Genomic DNA, 22,766 nt, shown 5'->3' with positions numbered 1-22,766 from the left:
GATTCGAAGACGAGCGCCGGCCGTTGCTAGGCCGCCGGCGCTCCGTGACTGACTTCTTTACTTCTGATAGATGCGCTTACGGGTCGCTTCGAGGCGCACGAGCACGGCGTCGAGTTGCGACGGATCGCTGTAGAACTGCTGCATCGCTTTCATGCCTTCGTCGGCCATTTCCTTCTGCATGTCGCGATCGTAGAACTGCGCGATACCGCCCTTGGTGTTGGCGAGTGTCTGGAAGCCAACCTTCGAAATCGGATCGTCAGGCTCGGTCGCCAGACTGTTCGACGGCAGCGTTCCCCAGCCCTTCGCGAGATCGGCGTTGATCTGCGGCTGTTCCATGAAGGCGAGCAGCCTGCGCGCGTCGGCCTTGTTTTTCGCCTTTGCGGGAATCAGCAGCACGTTGACCGGACCGTCTTCGGCCATCGGCACGTTCGCGTCGATTACCGGAAAGCGGAAGAAGCCGGTTTGCGGCTTGAGGTTCGCCGGAATGCTCGCGGAGAAGAACGTGCCCATCAGCATCATCGACGCCTTGCCGTTCACGAGAAACGGTGCGATCGAATCGAGGTCGTACGAGAGCGCGTTGTCGATGAAGTAGTGGTCATCGATCAGCGTTTTCCACGCGGCGTAGACCTTTTTCACGCGTGCGTCGGTGTAGGGAATTTCGCCGGCCATCAATTGCTGATGAAATGCGTTGCCGTTGATGCGCAGATCCAGATAGTCGAACCAGGCGGCAAGCGTCCAGCTGTCGCGCGCGGCCACCGCGATCGGCGCGACGCCGCTGGCCTTCAGCTTCTTGCAGGCGTCGAGAAATTCATCCCACGTTTTCGGCTCGCTCTTGATGCCGGCCTTCTCGAACAGATCCTTGCGATAGAAGAAACCGTAGGCGTCGTAGCCGAGCGGCGCCGCGTACTGCTTGCCCTTATACGTCGACGCATCCTTCACCGACGCGTACTGCTGCGACCAGCCATTTTTGCTCCAGTCCGCCGACAGGTCTTCGAGCAGGCCGCGTTGCGCGTAATACGCCATGCGCTCGCCGTCGTGCCATGAAACGACGTCGGGCGGATCGGTGGCAAGCCAGCCGCTCATCTGCACCTTGTACGCTTCTTCGGTGATGTAGGTCACCTTCAGATCGACATCGGGATTGGCCTTCTTGAACTTGTCGAACGCGTCCTGCCATGTCGAGCGCTGATTCCCGCGCGCCGATACGTTGACGTTGAGCGTGGCGGCGTCGACTGCGGCACAGCAGAGCGAACCGGCGACCAGCGCGGCTGCGATCGACACGTGTGCAAGACGGCGAAGGCGAAAAGCAATCATCTTGTGTCTCCTTGATACCTTGTTGGCCGGCAGCGCGGCTGCCGGCAATGTAACCCGCTCTGTGGCGGAATTCGGCTTTGATGAATCAGTTGATGCTTCAAACGCTCACGAACCAAAACTCAAGCGGCGGCGCGTTCGGGCTCGAACGCGCTGCGCCGCAGTGCAATCCCATCCGCGTCGAACAGATGACAGGCAGAAGGCGGAACGTGAATGGCAATACGCTCGCCCGAACCGATCGGCGTATCGCCCGCGGCCTTGGCGATGAGCGTGCCCGCCGCATGATCCGCATGGATATAGCTGTGCTCGCCGAGCCGTTCCGACAGCACCGTCGTGCACTGCACGGACTGCCCGGCGCCGTCGAGGCGCAGATGTTCCGGCCGCACGCCGAGCGTGACCGGCTGGCCGCGCTGCAAACGTTGACCGTCGACCTGTGCGGTCAATCGCTCGCCGCTTTGCGTCAGCGTGACCGTTACGCTCCCCGGCTCGATCGAATCGACCACGGCGTCGATAAAATTCATGCGCGGCGAACCGATGAAACCCGCCACGAAGCGCGACTTTGGATGGTGATACAACTCGAGCGGCGCGCCGCTTTGCGCAATGCTGCCGAAGCGCTCGGCGTCCGCGCCTGCATGGAGCAGCACGATCCGGTCGGCGAGCGTCATCGCTTCGACCTGGTCGTGGGTCACATATACCACGCTCGCGTTGGCAAAGCGCTGATGCAAACGCGCGATTTCGACGCGCGTCTGGCCACGCAACGCGGCGTCGAGATTCGACAGCGGCTCGTCGAACAGGAACACGCCGGGCTCCCGCACGATCGCGCGGCCGATCGCCACGCGCTGTCGCTGCCCGCCCGAAAGCGCTTTCGGATAGCGCTCCAGAAAGCTGTCCAGTTGCAGAATGCGCGCGGCTTCGCGCACCTTGCTGTCGATCACGTTCTTGGGTTGTTTCGCGAGCTTCAGACCGAATGCCATGTTGTCGAACACCGTCATGTGCGGAAACAGCGCGTAGCTCTGGAACACCATGGCGACGCCGCGCGCCGCGGCAGGTACGTCGTTCACCAGACGGCCGCCGATATGCAGTTCGCCTTCACTCAGGTCCTCGAGCCCCGCGATCATTCTCAGCAGAGTCGACTTGCCGCAACCCGAAGGTCCCAGAAAGACGCAGAACTCGTGCTGCGCTATCTCCAGATTCACGCGCCGGATCACCGGCGGATGGTCACCGTACGACTTCTGCACGTTCGTCAAACGAATTGCCGCCATGCTGCCTCCGTGGATTTAACCGCTTAAATTTCTAGGAAAAATAAGTGACCAACCCTTGCACGGCAGGCATTTAATCGCTTAAATTCGAGTTCGAGGGAAAAAGTCATGGCGGGTGTCTCCTGGATGTTTTCCAGCAAGTTATCAACGTCGCCCGCAGCTTGCAACATTTGAATCGCATTCCCTGAATATGGGATAAAGAAGTTATGGTCACTCTGTCCGAAGTTGCGAAGCGCGCTCACGTCACCGCCGCGACTGTCTCCAACGTGCTGCGCAACCGCGAGAAGGTGCGCCCCGAAACGGCTGAACGCGTGCTCAACGCGATCGCCGATCTCGGCTACCGGCCCAACCTGAATGCACGCGCACTGGCCGAGGGCCGCTCGTCGACGCTCGCGTTGATGCTGTCGAATATCTCGAACCCGTTCTACCCCGAGTTCGTGCTGGCCGCCGAGCGTGCCGCGCGCAAAGCCGGCCACTTCCTGATGGTTTGCAATACTGACGATGACGCCGAGATCGGCCGCGCGTATCTGAACCAGATCGCGGGCACGCTGGCCGACGGCGTGCTCGTCATGAACACGGACATCACGATCAACGATCTGTGTGCATCGGCTACGCACAGCGCGCCGATTCTGCTGGCCATGTGGGAACACCCGGAATCGCCGCCCGCGCTGCCTTGCATCGCCGTGGATTTTCATCTCGCGGGCGAGCTGGCCGCGCGGCATCTGCTCGAGCTCGGCCACCGCGAAATCGGCCTTCTGATCGGCGACGGTTGCGGCGGCTTGCAGGATGCGCGCTCCAACGGGTTTCGCGCCGCGATGCGCGCCGCCGGTATCGAGACCGACGCGGCGGCAGTGCTACAAATCCGCGACTCGATCGACGCGGGCTACGCCGCCTGCATGCAACTGATGGCAAACCGGCCGCATCTCACCGCGATTTTCGCGACCAACGACCTGCTCGCGATCGGTGCGGCACAGGCGCTGCTTACGCTGGGCCGAGCGGTGCCGAACGACGTTTCGGTGATCGGCATTACGGACATTCAACTGGCGCACCAGGTGCATCCCGCTTTGACGACGGTCGCGATTCAGACCGCGGCGATCGCGGAGTTGTCGGTCGAGAGTCTGATCCGGCTGATCCAGACGCCGGACCAGCAGCCGTCGATGCTGCTCGCCCCGCCGCCCACGCTGATCGTGCGCGCGTCGACCGGGCCGCGACGGCCGAAATGAATTTGCAAGCCATTCAGCAGAAAATGCTGTCACAGCACGAAAAAAAAGGCGTACAAACCGCCAACGCCCCGATTGGCAAATTGATCGATTGCGGCACAGGCGTAGCATCGATCCATCAATCGGCCCACGGTACGCGGCCGCGCCGCCGCGAGCCTCGCCGAATCAAGGGCAACCTGAAGGAGCAACCCGATGTCTCTCGCATTGACGCGCAGTGAACTGATTCGCCCGCAGAACCTGATCGACGGAAAATGGGCCGGTGCCGCCGACGGCGCCCGCTTTGCCGTCACCAACCCGGCCACCGGCGAAACGATCGTCGAAGTCGCGAACAGCGGCGCCGCGGACGCGCGCGCCGCCACCGACGCCGCAGCCCGCGCGTTCCCCGGCTGGCGCGATAAGCTGCCGCGCGAGCGCGCCGAGATTCTGCGCCGCTGGCACGCGCTGATCGTCGCCAATACCGACGACCTCGCGAAGCTGATGTCGATGGAACAGGGCAAGCCGCTCGCGGAAAGCCGCGGCGAAGTGGCTTACGGCGCGTCGTACGTGGCGTGGTTCGCCGACGAAGCGACCCGCATCTACGGCGATCTGATTCCGCAGCAGCAGCGCGGCAAGCGCATGAGCGCGGTGAAGGAACCGGTCGGCGTGGTCGCGGCCATCACGCCGTGGAATTTCCCGCTGGCCATGATCGCCCGCAAGATCGCGCCCGCGCTCGCGGCCGGTTGCACCGTGGTCGCCAAACCCGCCGAAGACACGCCGCTCACCGCGCTCGCTCTCGCCGCACTCGCGCAGGAAGCCGGTCTGCCGGACGGTGTGTTGAACATGCTGTCGGCCTCGCGTGAACAGGGCATTGCCGCGGTTGCCGATTGGCTCGCCGACGCGCGCGTGCGCAAGATCACGTTCACCGGCTCCACGCCGGTCGGCAAGCATCTCGCGCGTGAATCCGCGGGCACGCTCAAGAAGCTCTCGCTGGAATTGGGCGGCAACGCGCCCTTTATCGTATTCGACGACGCCGATCTCGACGCCGCCGTGACCGGTCTGATGGCGGCGAAATTCCGCAATGGCGGCCAGACCTGCGTGTGTCCGAACCGCGTGTATGTGCAGGCCGGCGTCTATGCGCGCTTTGCCGAGCTGCTCGCGCGACGCGTCGCCGCCTTGAAGGTTGCGCCCGCAACGGACCCGGACGCGCAGATCGGCCCGATGATCAACGAGCGCGCAATCGAGAAGATCGCCCGTCACGTGGAAGACGCCGTCAAACACGGCGCGAAAGTGCTGACCGGCGGCAAGCGCCTGACGGAACTCGGCCCGAACTACTACGCGCCGACCGTGCTGACGGACGCGCGCGACGACATGCTGGTCTGCTGCGAAGAAACCTTCGGCCCGGTTGCCCCGCTCTTCAGTTTCGACGACGAAGCCGAAGCGATCCGCCTCGCCAACGACACGCCGTTCGGCCTCGCCGCCTACTTCTACACGCAGGACGTGCGGCGTATCAACCGCGTGGCCGCACAGCTCGAAGCGGGGGTGATCGGCATCAATGAAGGCGCGGTGTCGAGCGAAGCGGCGCCGTTTGGTGGCGTGAAGGAATCGGGCTATGGCCGCGAAGGCTCGAAGTACGGGCTCGACGATTACATGTCGATCAAGTACTTGTGCCAAGGCGGGCTTGATTGACGAGCCGCTATCCCGCTGGCAACTGAACGCCTGACCTGCACACTCTGCCGCCTCGGCGCAGCGCCTTACATTCCAAAGAGGCGCTGTACCGAGGCGGCAGTTTTCATTCAATCGCTATTTAGCCTGCAAAGCCCGCTCATGCGCTTTCACCAGATCACCCATGCTGTTGAAGCGGAAGTCGATCTTCGGCTGTGAGCCCGGATCCATCGTCGCACCGAAGCCCTGCTTTGCGTGCCGGCGATAAATCCAGCACGACGAGAGGCCGAATTCGTTCGCCGGTTTGTGGTCGTGGAACAGGCTTTCGGCCGTGTGCAAAATCTTTTCCTTCCTGATGCCTCGCTCGCCCAGCTTTTCCAGCATGTACTCGAAATTGCGCGGCGACGGCTTGTATGACCCAATATCCTCGGCCGTGAAAATCGCGTCGAATTCGACCTGCAGTTTCGCGTTGCTATAAGCAAAGCTTTCGTTGTCGACGTTCGACAGAATCACCAGCTTGTAATGCTGCTTCAGGTATTGCAACGACGCAGCGGAATCGTCGAACGCGGGCCAGTTCTGGATCGACTTGCCGTACGCCACGCAGTCGGCGAGCGTGTACGGCACCTGCCACTCTTCCGCGAGACGCTTGTAGACGATCGGCAGTAGCTCCTGATAACGCCGCCCCGGCGTGTATCTCTGCTGCGACGATTCGTGCCGCGCGTGTGCTTCGAGCACCTGGTCGCGCGTGAGTGGCGGTTCCACACGCGCGAGAAGCGTCCGCAAGCCTTCGAAAATGCCGGTTTCCCAGTCGATCAACGTTCCATAGCAGTCGAACGTCAGCGTATCGAAATCGGTCAATTGCATGCCGGTTCTCTCCTTGTTTCGCCGAATGTGAACACAGTGTAGAGCGATGGCCGCGCTTCGCCAAATCTCAGTTCCCCGAACAAACCGCCAGTCCGGTCTCGTTGGAACCCACACGCGCAAGTGCCTGCAACGGCCGCGCGTGCAATAGCGTAACCGTCATGCACACGATTCATGACGGCCATTTTTGGCCCGAATTTGACCGCGCCTTTTCACGGTCCTATCGTTCGACATGCCTGCCGGATTCGTCTCGCCGCTCCTGCCGATCAAAAAGGCGAGAACGCGCGATCCTCCACCTCGTGACCCTCCCACTGCCATGAATTCTGACGCGACAGCTGTTCTGACACCCCTGCCCGCCATCCGGCCCACCAGCAAGGTTCGTCGCGCGGTGACGACCGCCGTGCTCGGTCAGGTTCTCGAATGGTACGACTTCTTCCTCTATGGCACCGCCGCCGCGCTCGTGTTCGGCAAGCTGTTCTTTCCGGTCGGCAGCGATCCGCTGACGGGCACGATCGCGGCGTTCGGCGGTTTTACGGTGGGCTTTATCGCGCGGCCGATCGGCGGCGTGCTGTGCGGCCATATCGGCGACCGCTACGGCCGCAAGACGGTCATGATGCTGACGCTGCTCGTCATGGGCACGGCCACCGTGTGCATGGGTCTTCTGCCGACCTATCAGCAGATCGGCCTCGCGGCGCCCGTCATGCTGGTGCTGTTGCGCATTTTGCAAGGCCTCGCCGCAGGCGGCGAATGGAGCGGCAGCATTCTGCTGATTCACGAAAGCGCGCCCGCCTCCCGGCGCGGCGCGCTCGCGGCCTGGAGCCCGTGCGGCGCAGCGTTCGGCTTCGTGCTGTCCACCGCCGCGTTTCTGCTCGTGCAAACGCTCACGCCCGCCGACTTTCATAGCTGGGGCTGGCGCGTGCCGTTCCTCTGCAGCGCCGTGCTGGTTGCGCTCGGCCTGTGGATGCGCCGCTCCGTCGACGAAAGCGCGGAGTTCGCCGAGGTCAAGGCCACGCGCCGCGATGCCCGCATGCCGGTCGTCGAAGTGCTGCGCCAATGCCCGCGCCAGGTGTTGACCGTGTTCGGCCTGCGCTTCGGCGAAGGCGCGGCGTCGTACATCTTCTTCGCGTTCTCGATTGCGTATGGCCAGTTCATCGGCCTGAAATCGAGCTGGGTGTTAGGCGGCTTGACCGTGTCGATGTTGCTGATGATCCCCGTGTCGCTGTTGATGGGGCGTCTCACGGACCGGGTCGGCCGCAAACCGGTCTATCTCGCCGGCGCCGTAGCGATGGTGTTGGTGGCCTACCCGTATTTCACGCTGCTCGGCTCGGGCGTGCTGTGGAAAGTCATCACCGCGCTCGTGCTCGCCAACAGCATCACGCTCGGCATTCTCGAAGGCGCGCAGCCCGCGTTCATCAGCGAGTTGCTGCCGGTTCATCTGCGGTTTTCGGGGCTCGGTATCGGCCGCGAGATTTCGTCGGTACTCGGCGGCGGACTCTCGCCGATGGTCGCGACCGCGCTGCTCGCGCATTACCGCAGCGCCGCACCGGTGGCGATCTATCTCGTCGTGCTCGGATTGATCACGGTAGCCGCCACCTGCTTCGCACCGGAGACCTTCCCCAAAGCGCTGCGGCTCGAAGCGAAGGCCAAAGAGCATTCAGAGCGCGAAAGCGCTTGACGTCCCCGCCGACGCCAATTCGTCCGAACTCATTTACTCCATTTTCAAGCCGTCATCATGCAAAGCCTTCAGATGAGCAATGTTTCGACCTACGCCTACGAACCCAGGGCGCTCGATCATGCCGAGCAGTATCCCGAGTACGCGGGCCCGATCACACTCGACGCGCTGATCAGCGAGATCGAGCGCCGCCGCGACGAGTTCGATCAACTCTCCCATGTCCCGCGCGACATGATCGCGAAGATGAAGCGCGCGGGCATCTTCCGCGCCAGCACGCCGCAACGCTTCGGCGGCGACGCGCTGCCACCGGCGCAATTCCTGCGGATGCTCGAACGTATCGCGATCGCCGACGGCTCCGCTGCCTGGGTGGCCGCGTTCGGCTCGGCGAATACGTATCTCGCCGCGTTACCGATCGAAACACAGGAGCAGATTTACGCCACCGGCCCCGACCAGGTTTTCTCGGGCGGCCTCTATCCGCTGCAACCCGCTGCCCAGGCGCCGGGTGGCTTCGTGGTGAGCGGGCAGTGGCGCTTCGCGAGCGGCTGCAAGGGCGCGGACTGGATCGGCGTCGGCATCGGCGGCACGCCCGCCAACTCCGGCGCGGCGGCCGCGGGCAAGCCGTTCACCGCGGTGTTTCCCGCGCATGAGGTCGAGATCGTCGAGAACTGGAGCGTGATCGGTATGCAGGGAACCGGCAGCCACGATCTGCGTCTCCAGGATAAATTCGTTGAGACGCCATGGACCTTCGTGCGCGGCGGCGCGGCGCTGATCGACGAACCGCTGTACCGCTACCCCGCCGTCGCCTATCAGGCGCAGGTGCACGCTGCCGTCAACATCGGTCTCGCGCGGGCGGCGCTCGATCTGTTGACAGGCATGTCCGGTTCGACCAAAACCACCACCGGCGCGCCGCGCCTCGCCGACCGCGGCTATTACCGCTCGGGCCTCGCGAAAGCGGAGGCCAACTGGCGCAGCGCCCGCGCGTTCTTCTACGAATCCGCCGAGGCCGCATGGCGGACGATCATCAACGGCGATGCCGTCTCACAGGAGCAGGCGAATCTGTTGCGCCTGAGCGCGACGCACGCCGCGCAGATCGGCGCCGAAGTGGTCATGCAGGCGTATCAGATGGCGGGCGTCGCGGCGATCTATCGCGAGAACCGCTTGCAGCGTCTCGTGCGGGATTCGATCGTGGTGACACAACATGCGTTTCTGGGCGAAGGCACGTATGACGCGTCTGGCGCGCTGTTCGCGGGCGTGCCGCCAGTCACGCCTTTTCCGTAACACGGCGCGCCCTGCCTCCTGCCATGCAAAAGGAAATGAACGTGACGATCGAAGACACCAGAAAGCGTTTCCGCGACGCGATGGCGTGCCTGCCTGCCGCCGTCAACATCATCACCACGGATGGACCCGGCGGCCGCTGCGGCATCACCGCAAGCGCGGTGTGCTCCGTGACGGACGCGCCGCCGACCATGCTCGTCTGTATCAATCAGGCAAGCTACGTGCATGACGTCCTGCATCGCAACCGCAGCGTGTGCATCAATGTGCTTGCCGCGGAGTGCCAGGAACTCGCGCGTGATTTTGCCGGCATGACGGCGTGCTCGATGGACGAGCGCTTCGGCCGTCACGCTTGGACCGTGGGCGAGTCGCCAGCGCCGGTGCTGCAGGATGCGATCGCCAGTCTCGAAGGCGAGATCGTGGACATCAAGACGGTCGGCTCGCACTCGGTCATGTTCGCGCAGATCCGCCACGTTGCGCTGCGCTCGGACGGCGACGGGCTGATTTATTTCGGCCGGCAGTTTCATCGCTTGAGCAGGCCGCCAGCAACCGCGCCGCTTACCGCGCAAGCAACGAGGTGAACGTGGAAGTCTGCTTCTTTCTGATTGGCCACGGTGCGCCTGAGCGAGAAGCGCGGCCCCCCGAGCTGTCACGGCTCGAAGCGGCCTCGCGCGACACGGAGGGATTGCGCCGTCTCGCGATTCACGTGCCCGAGGAATCGGACGACTGCGATCCTTTGTCGACGACCGACACTTCCGCCCGCCCCCGCTGCGTGCTGCAATGGTATTTCGACGATCTCGAACCGCTTGAACACGCGCTGCAACCGGGGGGTGCGTTGCACGACGTGGTCGAAGGCGCTTCGACCACGGGTCTCACTTTTACGCAGCAGGCCATGGCGGTCAGGCACTTCGCCACGCCGAATCCGGGTGACCCCAGCGCTCGCGCCGAGCGCTGCACATACCTCGTCAGCTATGAAGGCGAAGCGCAGGACTTCAACGCGTGGCTCGCGCATTACCTCGCGCATCATCCGCCACTCATGGCGCAATTGCCCGGCATTCGCGAACTGGAAATCTACACGCGTCTGGATTACGGTTCGGGCCTCGACGTGGCGCGCGCCACGTCCATGCAACGCAACAAGGTGGTTTTCGACGATGCCGCGTCGCTGGCCGCGGCCCTCGCGTCACCGGTTCGGGCCAGCATGAAGCAGGACTTCAACGCCTTCCCGCCGTACAGCGGCGCGACGCTGCATTTCCCTATGCGAAGCATTTACGGTAATCTGAAACCCAAATAAATGCCCTCTCTCGCCGCGATCCGAACGTCATGACCAAGTCGCACCCCGGCATTACGGACTTGAACCTGCTGCGCGTGTTTCTCGCCATCTCCGATCTGCGCAGCCTGACCGCCGCCGGGGAACGTCTCGGACTCACGCAGCCTGCCGTCAGCCACGCGTTGCGCCGGCTGCGCGTGCTGTTCGACGACCGGCTCTTCGTTCGCACGCCCACCGGCATGATTCCAACCGACGCCGCCTTGCGCCTGCACGCGCCGCTCACGCAGGCGTTCGGGATCATCAACGACGCGGTCCAGCAAATCGCCAAGTTCGATCCGGCCACGGCGCAGCGCGTTTTTCGCGTGTCGATGTCGGATATGTCGGAGTTCTATTTCCTGCCGCCGCTTCTGTCGATGCTCGATCGCAACGCGCGCGGCATTCGCCTGGAAATTGCGAATGTCTCCGTCGACTCGGTGAGCTCGGCCATGCGCAGCGGCAAGATCGATCTGGCGCTCGGCTATGTGCCCGGCCTCGACCCCGGTTGCATAAGCAGAACGCTCTTCGTCGACGAACATGTGTGCGTGGTGCGCGCCGGTCACCCGCTGCGCAAACAGAAGCCGACCAAGGAAGATCTCGCGAGCCTGCGTTATGTGTATGCCAGCACCAATGCGACCGGCCACCGCATGGTCGAACAATGGCTGGAAGAATTGAATCTGCGCCGCGATATCGTGCTGCGCCTGCCGCATTTCGTGGTGGCGCCGGAGATCGTCCAGCATACCGACCTCGCCGTGATTTTCCCGCGGAGTATCGCGCAGCGTTTCAACCGCAATAAAGCCTTTCGCATCCTGCCTTTGCCGTTCGCGCTGCCGCCCATTGAAATTCAGGTTCACTCGCACTCGCAATTTTCGGCGGATCCGGGCATTGCCTGGCTGCTCGATGAAATCTACGGCATGTTCCATCGACCGGCGAGCAGCGCGCAAACGCCAGCCCTCGCACCGCGACGGGCGCGGAGAAAAGAATCGATATGAACGTCAGAGCCCTGCAGTGCTTCGTGATTCTCGCGGAGGAGCTCAACTTCAGCCGCGCCGCCGAACGCCTGCATATCGCGCAGCCCGCACTGAGCCAGCAGATCCGTTCGCTCGAAGAACGACTCGGCACGCAACTGGTCGATCGCGCGAGGCGTCCGCTGAGCCTGACCGAGGCGGGCCAGTATCTGTGCAGCGAGGCGCGACAAATACTCGGCACGCTGGAACAGATGACCCTCGTCGCGCAGGAAATCGGCGTAGGCCGGCGTGGCTGGCTGAGCATCGGCTTCACCCGCTCGTCGATGTACAGCGTTCTGCCGCCCGCGCTGAAAGCATTTCACGAGGCGTTTCCGCAGGTCGAACTCAAACTCTTCGAGATGCTCACCGAAGAACAGACCGATGCGCTGCGCGACATGCGTATTCACATCGGCATTGGCCGGCAGCCGCTGACGATTGAAGGTTGCACGTCGTATCCGCTGCTGCGCGAGCGCGTCATGGCCGCGCTCGAACCGGGGCATCCGCTTGCCGCGCACAAGAAAGTGCGCATTGCCGAACTCGCCGATACTCCGTTGATTCTGTATCCGAAGCATCAGAACGCCCAATTCAAACGCTCCGTGCAATCGCTCTATCGCGATGCGGGCATCACCCCGGTCGTCGCGCACGAGGCTTATGAAATCCAGACCGCGATTGCACTGGTGGCCGCGGGTCTGGGCGTGACCTTTATCGGCGAATCGGTGGCGCGGCACGGGCGCACTGATGTGGTTTTCCGCCACCTCACCGGACCCGGCTCGTCGTATCGCTCCACACTCGCAGCCACTTTCCGCACCGACGACCCTTCGCCTCATCTGCGAGCGTTTCTGGGCTGCCTTCCCGCGCCGCTGCCGGGCCCAGCACTATAAGCAATCAGTTATAGAAGCATAAGCAAGCGGTCTTGGACTCCCTCCGCGCGCGTTCTTATCATTGGCTCACATATGATTAGAACGCAGCCACGGCTACGGCCGTCGCCGCAAGGTAGGAGACAGGATGGACGCGATCAACGAAGCCGTAACCATGCGAAAAGTCTACGGGCGCCTGATGCCCCTGCTCTTCGCGATGATGTTCTTCAACTATCTCGACCGGATCAATATCGGTTTCGCCGCGCTGGACATGAACAGGCAGCTCGGGTTCAGTCCGGCCGTGTTCGGGTTCGCGGGCAGCATCTTCTTCGTCGGGTACATGTTGCTGGAAGTGCCGAGCAACCTGTTGCTGCATCGCGTGGGCGCACGCCGCTGGATCGCGCGCATTCTCCTGACCTGGGGTGCGGTCGCCGCCGCCACGGCGTTCGTGTTCAACGATTCGAGCTTCTACGTGCTGCGCTTTCTGCTCGGCGTCATGGAAGCGGGTTTTCTGCCGGGCGTCGCCGTCTACCTGACGAAATGGTTTCCCGTGCGCTACCGCGCGCGTGCGGTGGGCGGCTATATCATCGCCGGTTCATTTTCCGCGGTGCTGGGCGGTCCCATTTCCACCGCGTTGATGACCTACGCGAACGGCATTCTCGGCTTGCAGGGCTGGCAATGGATGTTCATTCTCGAAGGCGTGCCGGCCATGCTGCTCGGCCTGCTGACGCTGCGCATCATGACCGAACGCCCCGCCGATGCCGACTGGCTGTCCGTCGACGAAAAGCGCTGGCTCGAATCGACGCTCGCCGCCGAGCGCGAAGCCGTGGGCGGTAACGCGCATTTCCCGCTGCTGCGCGTGGCGGGCGACATCCGCGTATGGAGTCTTGCTTGCCTGTTCGGTTGCGCGCTGGTTGGCATTTACGGCCTGTTTCTGTGGTTGCCGCAGATCGTCAAGAGCCTCGGCCACCTGACCAATCTCGAAGTCGGTTTTTTATCGGCCGCGCCACCTTTGCTCGGCGTGCTGGGCACGTTCCTCGTCAGCCGCAGTTCCGATCGCACCGGCGACCGCAAGAAGCACCTCGCATTCGTGTACGGCATGAGCGCGCTGGCCATTGCCGGCAGCGCCTACGCACCGAACCCCGTGATCGCTTATGGGCTGCTGTGCGTGACCGGTTTGTTCATCTATGCGGGCAACCCGCTGTTCTGGAGCCTCGCATCGTCGTTCAGGACCGGCGCGGCGGGCGCCGCGACGATCGCGCTGATCAACACCATCGCGCAATTCGGCGGCCTGGTCGGGCCGTGGAGCATCGGCCTCGTGCGCAGCGCAACCGGCAATTTCAAGCTGGCCTTGCTGACGATCGCCGCCTTTCTGGTTGTTGCGACGATCATCGCGCTGGTCATGCGGGTCACACCGGCGGAAGACGAAGCAACTTCCCTCGCCGCCGGCGACCCCGCCCCGCGCGCCTGAGAAGCGGCACGGCCGGACAGGCTGATTGAACAGACAGCGGATCGAATCTGCGCGCGCTGCGCATGCACGCGCAGCGACAACTCACAGGATTGGCACACCATGATCATCGATTGTCACGGTCATTACACGACCGCACCGAGCCAGCACGAAACCTGGCGCGCGCAGCAGATCGCCGCGCTCAAGGACGGCGGCACGCCGCCGCCACGGCCATCGATCACCGACGACGAAATTCGCGCGAGCATCGAAACCGGCCAGCTGCGTATCCAGCGGGAGCGCGGAACGGACCTCACGATCTTCTCGCCCCGCGCCGCCGGCATGGGCCATCACCTCGCCACCGCCCAGGCCAACGCCCTCTGGTCGAGCGAATGCAACGACCTTGTGCATCGCGTGTGCGAACTGTTTCCGCGCAACTTCGTCGGCGTGTGCCAATTGCCGCAGGCGCCGGGCGTACCGCCCGCCAACTGCATCGCCGAATTGCGGCGCTGTGTCGAAGAGCTCGGCTTTATCGGCTGCAATCTGAATCCGGATCCGTCCGGCGGACATTGGTCCGGTCTGCCGCTCACGGACCGCTCCTGGTATCCGCTCTACGAGGCGATGGTGGAACTTGACGTGCCGGCGATGATCCACGTCTCGTCGTCGTGCAATCCGAACTTCCATGCAACGGGCGCGCATTACATCAACGGCGACACATCGGCGTTCATGCAATTGCTGCAGGGCGATCTGTTCGCCGACTTTCCCTCGCTGCGCTTCATCATCCCGCACGGCGGCGGCGCCGTGCCGTATCACTGGGGACGCTATCGCGGACTCGCGCAGGACATGAAGCGTCCGCTGCTAAGCGAATACCTGCTGAACAACGTGTTCTTCGACACCTGCGTCTATCACCAGCCCGGCACCGAACTGCTCGCCAAGGTCATTCCGGTCGGCAACATCCTGTTCGCGTCGGAAACCATCGGCGCGGTACAGGGTATCGATCCGGAAACCGGCCACTATTACGACGACACCCGCCGCTATATCGACGCCATCGACTGGCTCAGCGACGCCGACCGCCAGCGTATCTACGAAGACAACGCGCGCGCCGTGTATGCGCGGCTCTCGCGTCAACTCGATCGTCAATTCGATCGACAGCTCGCTACACCAGCAACTCAAGGGGCAACGGTATGAATCCAATCGGATGGCGCGAATACGAGTCCGCGCCGCAGGCGAGGCCGGCCACGCTAGACGCATTGCGTGAACTGGCCGTGTCGCTGCTGAGCGACAACATGGCGCGCGCGAGCGGCATGGTGGGCTTGCGGCCCTATCACCAACCGAGACCCATGGCAGGCACCGCCGTCACGGTCCACACCCGGCCAGGGGACAATCTCGCGATTCATCGCGCGTTCGACTTTTGCCGGCCCGGCGACGTGCTCGTGATCGACGGCGCGGGCGATCTCACCCAGGCGCTGATGGGCGAGATCATGGCCAGCTTCGCGGAAAGTCTCGGCGTTCAGGGTCTCGTGATCGACGGCGCGATCCGTGACGTCGGCGCGCTGCGTCAGCGCGATTTTCCGGTGTACGCGCGGGGCGTCACGCATCGTGGCCCATACAAGAACGGACCGGGCGAAATCAACGTACCGGTCACGGTCGGTGGCATGGTCGTGCATCCTGGGGATATCATTGTTGGCGACGAAGATGGCTTGCTCGCCATCGCGCCCGCCGACGTGGAAGCGGTGATCGAAGGCGCGCGTCGCCAGCATGCGAAAGAAACAGCGGCGCTGAAGTCGATAGCCGACGGCAGATTCGACCGCTCGTGGGTCGTTCCGCACCGGGAACGAATGATGAACAACTGATTGTGGGCCACATGGCGCAATATCTGAACACGGCAACACTCCTCGACCTCGCGCGCGATGCGCAAACGCGCGCTACCGCGCCCTGCTCGTGCACGAAAACCCCGCTCGACGGCTGGCAATCGCAACCTTTGTCGCTCGATGAAACGCAGTTCGAGGAAATCGGCACGCTGTTGCCGGAGGACGATCCGGAGCCGACGTTCAGTGAGTATCTGCCGGGCAAAACCAGTTATTGGGCGGCGGACGCGCCTATCGCGCCGAAATACTTCCCGTATAACCGGTGCGCCGTGTGGCAATGCTCGTTGTGCGGGAGGCTTTATCTGCGCTACGTGGAAGGCGGAGGGTACTTCGTCGACCGCAGGATTCGTGCGGTGCGGGCGGCGCTGATCGAGGATGTGCCTCTGCCCGCGTGATGGTGGCGGCGAAATGCGAAACGCGAGCCGCGAGCCGCGGCTCAATGCCCCGGCTTCAACGCCGCATACGCGCCGGGCGTGATGCCATAGGCGCGCTTGAACAACCGGTTCAGATGGCTCTGATCGTAAAAGCCCACCGCTACCGCGGCCGTCGCCGCATTGTGGCCGGCAGCGAGCATCCGCTTCGCCGCCAGCAACCTCACCTGGGTCGCGTAGGCGTGCGGCGGCAAGCCAAATTCCTTGCAGAAAGCGCGTGTGAGGTAAAAACGGCTCAGCCCGACCAGTTCCGCCAGTTCGTCGACTGAGATATCACGCTCGTAATTGGCGGCGACATACTCGCGCACCTGCTCCATCTTGCGCGCTTCGCGCCGGGGCTCGACCGGCTCCTCACCGGAGCGCCCATAGCGTCCGACCAGCATGCCCATCGCGGCCCACCAGTTCGCCTGACGCTCCATCAGCGAGACAGCGCCCTGTTCATCCATGCTCGCGTGCGCCTTGACCAGCAAACCCGCGAGGTGCGGATCCTGATAAAGTCCCGGCGGAATCAGCAGCGGCTTGTCGGCGCGCGCATCGGGTGAGAACACCGCGCTCAGCGCGCCAAGCCCTTCCATGTCCAGATAGATCGCGCGATAAATCCATTCGCGGCCTTCCCAAACTTCGCCGCTATGATATTCGCCCGGCCCGAACACCAGCACGCTGCCGGGTCCGGCAATCTCGCTGCCCGCGCGCGTATGGCATTGGCCCGCGCCGGCTTCCGTCATAACGATGACCAGTTCGTCGTGCAGATGGCGGTCGAACTTGTGATTGCCATAACGTGCGCTCGCAAGACACGCGCCGTCGAGCGCGCCGTCGCGCCAGCAGACCACTTCCGGCTCGCTCTTATCCGATGTCTCCATAGCACACGCTCCCTTCTGAACACCCATCAAACCAGCTCGATTCTGACACGACGATTGCGACGGCCTTTGTTTTCGATCTTCGCGATGCGAATGGGCCGCGACTGCGCGGTGTTGGTCAGATGCGTGCCGCCGCACGCCTGCCGGTCCAGATCGCCGATCTCGACGATACGCACGTTACCGTCCGGCGTCGGCGGCGGCGCCACCGAGAGGCTGCGGATCAGGCCTTGCGTTGCCTTGGCTTCGTCGGCGCTGACATAGTAGACGCGCACGTCCATCGCATTGCGGATCACTTCGTTGGCGGGCTCTTCCAGCAGACGCAGGGCGTCGTTATCCGCGTCGGGCAGATCGAAGTCCATGCGCGCGGTGCCGTCCGCGTTGATCTGCGCGCCGGTCACGAGCGCGCCGGCAAAACGTTGATACACCAGCGCATTGAGAATATGCGTAGCGGTATGGAGTTGCGCGACCGTGGCGCGGCGCGCCGCGTCGATGGCCACGTGCACGTTGCCGGCCAGCTCCAGCGGCTCGTCGAGCAGATGCCACAGCATATCGCCTTCCGCCGCGACGCCTGTGATGCGCACGGCGCCGTGCGCGTGCGTGAGCATGGCCGCGTCTGAGACCTGCCCGCCGCCGCCCGGATGCAGAGCGGATCGGCCCAGCACGACAGCGCCGGGCCGCGCCGCGATCACGGTCGTTTCAAAGTCCAGCAGGTCCGGCTGCTCATGGCAAAGATAGTGCGCCACCTTGTTGTCCTCGCATGCATTGACTGAATATGGCAAGCATACCCAGTCCCGTGCGAGGCCGTCTTGGTCAAAAATGCCCTGGGAGGCGGCCATGCGAGGAGCACCTTACCTCTCCAATTCGGCAAACAGCCAATCCTGAAAGCTGCGTAGCTTCGGCAAATCCGCACGCGACTTCAGCAGATTCAGCGTATAGCCGCTTACGCTGAGGCCGTCCGCGCCGAATGGCGCGACGAGGCGCCCGGTCTCCAGTTCGCGCTGCGCGAGCAGCAGGCTCTCCAGACACACGCCCAAGCCATCGACCGCGGCGCTCAACGCCATGAACGAGCGGTCGAAGCGCGGCCCGCGTCCAATATCGATCCGTGTCTTTCGATGCAAACGCATCCAGTCCCGCCAGCCGACCAGACAGCCTTCGCTATGGATCAGCGAGTGGTGCTGAAAGTCCTCGATGCTGCGCAGCGGATAGTCGCCGCTCATGAGCGCCGGCGCGCATAGCGGCACGATCGTCTCCGGCGGCAATTCCAGTACCAACGTGCCGGCCGGTTGCAGCTTGCGCGGACCATAGCGGATGTCGATATCGACCGCTTCCGAAATCAGATCCGCCGCTTCGGACGACGCGTTCAAACGCACGTCGATATCCGGATGCGCCGCGCTGAAACGCGCGATGCGCGGCATCAGCCACTGGGTCGCAAAACTCGGCGTGCAATGAATCGTGAGGATGTCGCTCTTCGCCACGCGGCCGATCTCGCGCGTCGCCGCGTCGATACGCGCGAACGCCGAGGTGATTTCCTCTGCGTATTGCCGCCCCGAGTCCGTCAACAGCACCGTGCGATGCAGCCGATGAAACAGACGAATGCTCAATTGCTCTTCGAGCAGCTTGATTTGATGGCTGATCGCCGAAGGCGTCACGAACAGTTCTTCTGCTGCGAGCGCGAACGACGAAAGCCGCGCGGCCGCTTCGAACGCTTGTATCGACTTGAGTGTGACGCGATTGTGCATGGCAGCATCCACGTGAATTCAATTCATCCATCGGCCATTTTAATTCGTTTGAGCGCTTGTGGGCGGACGGTTACGCTTGTTATCACTGGCTGCGGCATCGATACAGCCCACGCAAACAAGGAGACGAGACAATGAACCTCAGAGAAGCCGCGCCCTTTCCCGAGCTCGCGGAGCACGCCTACCAGATCCGCCGCAACGCGCTGCGCATGGGCGAAGTGCAAGGGCAAGGCTATATCGGCCAGGCGCTCGACATCGCCGATGTGCTGGCCGTCGCCTACTTCCGCGCCATGCGATATCGCGCCGACGATCCCGACTGGGAAGGCCGCGACCGCTTCCTGCTCTCCAACGGCCACTACGCGATCGCCCTGTACGCGGCGCTGATCGAAGCCGGCATCATCGCCGACGAAGAACTGGAGACCTACGGCAGCGACGACAGCCGCCTGCCCATGTCCGGCATGGCGAGTTACACACCCGGCATGGAGATGTCCGGCGGCTCGCTCGGCCAGGGCTTGACGATTGCGGTGGGCCGCTGCCTGGGTCTGAAGCGCAAAGGTTCGGACGCCACCGTCTACACGCTGTTCTCGGACGGCGAACTCGACGAAGGCGCAGTGTGGGAAGGCCTGATGTCCGCCGCGCACTGGAAGCTCGACAACCTGATCGCGATGGTCGACGTCAACAACCAGCAGGCCGACGGACCGTCTTCAGCGGTCATGGCGTTCGAGCCGCTGGTCGAGAAACTGCAGGCGTTCGGCTGGTTCGTGCAACGCGTGGACGGCAACGATCTCGCGGCGGTGGTCGCCGCGTTCGATGCGGCGCGCGCGCATTCTGAAGCGCAACCGCGCATCATCGTCTGCGATACGCGTATGGGGTATGGCGTGCCGTTCCTCGAAGCACGCGAGAAGAACCACTTTATCCGCGTCGACGCGCACGAGTGGCAACTCGCGCTGCAGGCGCTCGAAGCCGGGAGAACCGTATGAGCGCCGCCGCACCGAAACCGCGCCTGAAAACCTCGGCGATGATCGCCTCGATCGCCGGTGAAGGCCAGATCACCCGCTCCGCACCATTCGGCCACGCGCTGGTGGAACTTGCGCGCAACCGCCCCGAAGTGGTCGGCATGACCGCCGACCTCGGCAAATACACCGACCTCCATCTGTTCGCGAAGGAATACCCCGAGCGCTTCTATCAGATGGGCATGGCCGAGCAACTGCTGATGGGCGCGGCCGCCGGCATGGCGCACGAAGGCGCGCAGCCGTTCGTCACCACTTATGCGGTGTTCGCCGCGCGCCGCGCTTACGACTTCATCCACCAGGCGATCGCCGAGGACAACCTCGACGTCAAGATGGTGTGCGCGCTGCCCGGCCTCACGACCGGCTACGGTCCGAGCCACCAGGCGGCCGAAGACCTCGCTCTCTTTCGCGCGATGCCGAACCTCACGGTGATCGACCCGTGCGACGCGCTCGAAATCGAACAGATGGTGCCGGCGATCGCCGACCATCGCGGCCCGGTGTACGCACGGCTGTTGCGCGGCAACGTGCCGGCCGTGCTCGACGAATACGATTACCAGTTCCAACTCGGCAAAGCGAAGCTGCTGCGCGACGGCGCCGAAGTGCTGATCATCTCGTCCGGGATCATGACGATGCGCGCACTCGAAACGGCCAAGGCGCTCGCCGCCGATCGCATCGACGTGGGCGTGCTGCACGTGCCGACCATCAAGCCGCTCGACACGGTCACGCTGCTGCGCGAAGCGCGCCGGCCGGGGCGCCTCGTGATCGTGGCGGAGAACCATACGGTGATCGGCGGACTCGGCGAGGCGGTGGCCACCGTGCTGCTGACCAACGGTGTCACGCCGCCCTTCCGCCAGATCGGCCTGCCCGACGCCTTTCTCGATGCCGGCGCGCTGCCGACGCTACACGATCGCTACGGTATTTCGACCGAGGCTATGTGCGACACGATCAAGGGCTGGCTGCGCTAGGCGTCGATTTGATCGGCACAAGCAAGCGTATTAACCGATAGCAAAGAAAGCAGCAAACCATAAGCATCACATTCAGGAGATCCGCATCATGTCAGAGTCACGTCTTCTCGACGGCAAGGTCGCCGTCATTTCCGGCGGCGCGTCGCCGCGCGGCATCGGCATGGCGACCGCCCGCAAATTCGCCGCTCATGGCGCGCGTATCGCCATTTTCGATCTGGACGAAAAGGCCGCAATCGAAGCCGCCGCTTCGATCGGGCCGGAGCATCGCGGCTATGCGTGCAACGTCACCGATCGCGGCGCATGCCAGGCCGCCGTCGAGCGCACCGTCGCCGATTTCGGTTCGATCGATATCCTGATCAATAACGCCGGTATCACCCAGGCGGCCAAGCTGCTCGACATCGACCCGGAGAGCTGGGATCGCATTCTCGACGTCAACCTGCGCGGCGTGCTGTATCTGTCGCAAGCGGTCGTGCCACAAATGAAGAAACAGAAGAGCGGCTCGATTGGCTGCATGTCGTCGGTGTCGGCGCAGCGCGGCGGCGGCATTCTCGGCGGCCCGCATTACTCGGCGGCCAAAGCCGGAGTACTCGGTCTCGCGAAAGCGATGGCGCGCGAACTCGGCAACGACGGCATCCGCGTGAACTGCGTGACCCCGGGCCTGATCCAGACCGACATCAACGCCGGCAAGATCAGCGACGACAAGCGCGTCGAGATTCTCGCGGGCATTCCGTTGAATCGCCTCGGCGTACCCGACGACGTGGCCGGCGCATTCCTGTTCCTCGCGTCGGACCTGTCGTCGTATATCACCGGCGCGGTGATCGACGTGAACGGCGGGATGCTCATTCACGGCTGATCCGTCCCGGCAGGACGGGCCGTCTGGCGGGAAGCCGGCGGCGGCGATGGAGACCTGGCAGTAGACAGCAAACGGGCGCGGCGCGCGACACGTGCAGCCGCCCGCGCTCGAGATTTCAGCATAACCATAACGACACGCCATATTGGAGGAAGACACCATGACTACCCGTTCGAACGCCCCGCAGGGCATCAGCCGCCGCACCTTTCTGAAAGCCGGCGCCACCTTGTCCGCAGCCGTGCCTTTGTGGAGCGTCTCGCGACGCGCCATGGCCGCGCCCGAGTTTTCGTACAAGCTCGCCACCGGCCAGGATCCGACTCATCCGGTGAATATCCGCGCCCAGGAGGCGATCAATCACATTCGTGAAGCGACCAACGGCCGCCTCGATATCAAGCTGTTTCCGCAGAACCAGCTCGGCTCCGACACCGACCTGCTTTCTCAAGTGCGCAATGGCGGCGTGGAGTTCTTCAACCAGGCGTCGTCGATTCTCGCGACCCTCACGCCGGCTGCGGGCATCGTCAACACCGGTTTCGCGTTCAAGGACTACGACGCGGTGTGGAAAGCGATGGACGGCGATCTCGGCAATTACATTCGCGCGCAGATCGCCAAGTCCGGCATCGTGTCGGTCAGCAAGGTGTGGGACAACGGCTTCCGGCAGATCAGTTCGTCCACCCGTGCGCTGCGTGCGCCCGCCGATCTGAAGGGCTTCAAGATCCGCGTGCCTCAGGCGCCGATGCTGACGTCGCTCTTCAAGGCACTCGATGCGGGCCCGGCGCCGATCAACTTCAACGAACTGTATTCGGCCCTGCAGACCGGCGTGGTGGAAGGCCAGGAGAATCCACTGCCGATCATCGCCACGGCCAAGCTCTACGAAGTACAGAAGTACATCAGCCTCACGTCGCATGTGTGGGACGGTTACTGGATTCTCGGCAACCGTGCCGCGTGGGAACGGCTGCCGGCGGATATCCGCACTATCGTCACGCGCGAATTCGAAAAGGCCGCGATGCTGCAACGCGCGGACATCGCGAAACTGAGCAGTTCGCTGCGCGACGATCTGAAAACCAAGGGCATTACTTTCATCGACGTGGATCGCGAGTCATTCCGCGGCGCGCTGGCCAGGACGAGCTTCTACCACGACTGGAAGAGCAAATACGGCGACGAAGCCTGGAGCCTGCTGGAGAAGTCCGTCGGAAAACTGGGGTGAT

23 protein-coding genes are annotated in these 22,766 nt (G+C 63.5%); 17 read left to right on the top strand and 6 right to left on the bottom strand.

Going from position 1 to position 22,766, the window contains the following annotated elements:
- Window positions 1-57: 57 nt before the first annotated feature.
- Window positions 58-1,311: an ABC transporter substrate-binding protein gene (locus tag P0D68_RS20990; protein ID WP_091803132.1), complete on the bottom strand. Its 1,254-nt coding sequence runs from the start codon at window positions 1,309-1,311 to the stop codon at window positions 58-60.
- 119 nt (window positions 1,312-1,430) lie between these two features.
- Window positions 1,431-2,570: an ABC transporter ATP-binding protein gene (locus P0D68_RS20985; protein WP_408299459.1), complete on the bottom strand. Its 1,140-nt coding sequence runs from the start codon at window positions 2,568-2,570 to the stop codon at window positions 1,431-1,433.
- Between the two features lie 203 nt (window positions 2,571-2,773).
- On the opposite strand from P0D68_RS20985, the gene P0D68_RS20980 reads away from it, so the two are divergent.
- Genes P0D68_RS20980 through P0D68_RS20970 form a run of 3 tightly spaced genes read left to right on the top strand, consistent with a single transcriptional unit; the run spans window position 2,774 to window position 5,452 of the window.
- A complete protein-coding gene (locus P0D68_RS20980) occupies window positions 2,774-3,790 on the top strand; it encodes a LacI family DNA-binding transcriptional regulator (RefSeq protein WP_408468742.1) in 1,017 nt (338 codons plus the stop codon).
- Window positions 3,787-4,005 (top strand): hypothetical protein, encoded by a 219-nt coding sequence (locus P0D68_RS20975; protein ID WP_408184819.1) that lies wholly within the window; start codon window positions 3,787-3,789, stop codon window positions 4,003-4,005. Before P0D68_RS20980 ends, P0D68_RS20975 begins: the two co-directional genes overlap by 4 nt.
- Entirely contained in the window at window positions 3,980-5,452 is a 1,473-nt protein-coding gene (locus tag P0D68_RS20970; protein ID WP_408299456.1) for an NAD-dependent succinate-semialdehyde dehydrogenase, read from the top strand. Before P0D68_RS20975 ends, P0D68_RS20970 begins: the two co-directional genes overlap by 26 nt.
- Before the next feature lie 114 nt (window positions 5,453-5,566).
- Here P0D68_RS20970 and P0D68_RS20965 read toward each other — a convergent pair whose 3' ends face one another.
- Complete coding sequence (locus P0D68_RS20965) at window positions 5,567-6,292, bottom strand: haloacid dehalogenase type II (RefSeq protein WP_408299454.1); 726 nt, start codon at window positions 6,290-6,292, stop codon at window positions 5,567-5,569.
- 313 nt (window positions 6,293-6,605) lie between these two features.
- Between P0D68_RS20965 and P0D68_RS20960 the strand changes: the two genes are divergently transcribed.
- From P0D68_RS20960 to P0D68_RS20915, 10 genes are all read left to right on the top strand, one after another.
- Entirely contained in the window at window positions 6,606-7,964 is a 1,359-nt protein-coding gene (locus P0D68_RS20960) for an MFS transporter (RefSeq protein WP_408299452.1), read from the top strand.
- 57 nt (window positions 7,965-8,021) lie between these two features.
- Window positions 8,022-9,239, top strand: coding sequence for an acyl-CoA dehydrogenase family protein (locus P0D68_RS20955; protein WP_408299450.1), 1,218 nt, complete (start codon window positions 8,022-8,024; stop codon window positions 9,237-9,239).
- Window positions 9,240-9,262: 23 nt separating this feature from the next.
- A complete protein-coding gene (gene hpaC, locus P0D68_RS20950) occupies window positions 9,263-9,814 on the top strand; it encodes a 4-hydroxyphenylacetate 3-monooxygenase, reductase component (protein WP_408184822.1) in 552 nt (183 codons plus the stop codon).
- 2 nt (window positions 9,815-9,816) lie between these two features.
- The gene (locus P0D68_RS20945; protein WP_408299447.1) at window positions 9,817-10,524 is read left to right on the top strand and encodes an EthD family reductase; all 708 of its coding nucleotides are present in this window, start codon (window positions 9,817-9,819) and stop codon (window positions 10,522-10,524) included.
- A gap of 29 nt (window positions 10,525-10,553) precedes the next feature.
- Window positions 10,554-11,528, top strand: coding sequence for a LysR family transcriptional regulator (locus P0D68_RS20940; protein WP_091803161.1), 975 nt, complete (start codon window positions 10,554-10,556; stop codon window positions 11,526-11,528).
- The gene (locus P0D68_RS20935; RefSeq protein WP_091803165.1) at window positions 11,525-12,424 is read left to right on the top strand and encodes a LysR family transcriptional regulator; all 900 of its coding nucleotides are present in this window, start codon (window positions 11,525-11,527) and stop codon (window positions 12,422-12,424) included. Before P0D68_RS20940 ends, P0D68_RS20935 begins: the two co-directional genes overlap by 4 nt.
- A 124-nt stretch (window positions 12,425-12,548) precedes the next feature.
- A complete protein-coding gene (locus P0D68_RS20930) occupies window positions 12,549-13,871 on the top strand; it encodes an MFS transporter (protein WP_408299445.1) in 1,323 nt (440 codons plus the stop codon).
- A gap of 99 nt (window positions 13,872-13,970) precedes the next feature.
- Complete coding sequence (locus P0D68_RS20925; RefSeq protein ID WP_408299443.1) at window positions 13,971-15,032, top strand: amidohydrolase family protein; 1,062 nt, start codon at window positions 13,971-13,973, stop codon at window positions 15,030-15,032.
- Window positions 15,029-15,697 (top strand): RraA family protein, encoded by a 669-nt coding sequence (locus P0D68_RS20920; protein ID WP_091803174.1) that lies wholly within the window; start codon window positions 15,029-15,031, stop codon window positions 15,695-15,697. Before P0D68_RS20925 ends, P0D68_RS20920 begins: the two co-directional genes overlap by 4 nt.
- A gap of 11 nt (window positions 15,698-15,708) precedes the next feature.
- Window positions 15,709-16,107: a hypothetical protein gene (locus P0D68_RS20915; protein ID WP_408299441.1), complete on the top strand. Its 399-nt coding sequence runs from the start codon at window positions 15,709-15,711 to the stop codon at window positions 16,105-16,107.
- A gap of 41 nt (window positions 16,108-16,148) precedes the next feature.
- Here P0D68_RS20915 and P0D68_RS20910 read toward each other — a convergent pair whose 3' ends face one another.
- From P0D68_RS20910 to gcvA, 3 genes are all read right to left on the bottom strand, one after another.
- Entirely contained in the window at window positions 16,149-17,003 is an 855-nt protein-coding gene (locus P0D68_RS20910; protein ID WP_091803181.1) for an AraC family transcriptional regulator, read from the bottom strand.
- Between the two features lie 26 nt (window positions 17,004-17,029).
- Window positions 17,030-17,743, bottom strand: a complete 714-nt coding sequence (locus tag P0D68_RS20905) for an alanyl-tRNA editing protein (RefSeq protein ID WP_091808848.1) — start codon at window positions 17,741-17,743, stop codon at window positions 17,030-17,032.
- A 105-nt stretch (window positions 17,744-17,848) separates the two neighbouring features.
- A complete protein-coding gene (gene gcvA, locus P0D68_RS20900; protein WP_408184830.1) occupies window positions 17,849-18,739 on the bottom strand; it encodes a transcriptional regulator GcvA in 891 nt (296 codons plus the stop codon).
- 131 nt (window positions 18,740-18,870) lie between these two features.
- On the opposite strand from gcvA, the gene P0D68_RS20895 reads away from it, so the two are divergent.
- From P0D68_RS20895 to P0D68_RS20880, 4 genes are all read left to right on the top strand, one after another.
- Window positions 18,871-19,716: a transketolase gene (locus P0D68_RS20895; protein ID WP_091803187.1), complete on the top strand. Its 846-nt coding sequence runs from the start codon at window positions 18,871-18,873 to the stop codon at window positions 19,714-19,716.
- Complete coding sequence (locus tag P0D68_RS20890) at window positions 19,713-20,711, top strand: transketolase family protein (protein ID WP_408299438.1); 999 nt, start codon at window positions 19,713-19,715, stop codon at window positions 20,709-20,711. The genes P0D68_RS20895 and P0D68_RS20890 overlap by 4 nt, the downstream gene beginning before the upstream one ends.
- 88 nt (window positions 20,712-20,799) lie before the next feature.
- Window positions 20,800-21,564, top strand: coding sequence for an SDR family NAD(P)-dependent oxidoreductase (locus P0D68_RS20885; protein WP_091803195.1), 765 nt, complete (start codon window positions 20,800-20,802; stop codon window positions 21,562-21,564).
- Between the two features lie 157 nt (window positions 21,565-21,721).
- Complete coding sequence (locus P0D68_RS20880) at window positions 21,722-22,765, top strand: TRAP transporter substrate-binding protein (RefSeq protein ID WP_408299436.1); 1,044 nt, start codon at window positions 21,722-21,724, stop codon at window positions 22,763-22,765.
- Window position 22,766: the final 1 nt, after the last annotated feature.

Source organism: Paraburkholderia sp. RL17-380-BIE-A (genome assembly GCF_046028085.1).
Lineage (GTDB): Bacteria > Pseudomonadota > Gammaproteobacteria > Burkholderiales > Burkholderiaceae > Paraburkholderia.
The sequence above is the reverse complement of the archived record's forward strand: the minus strand, read 5'-3'. Positions and strand labels throughout refer to the sequence as shown.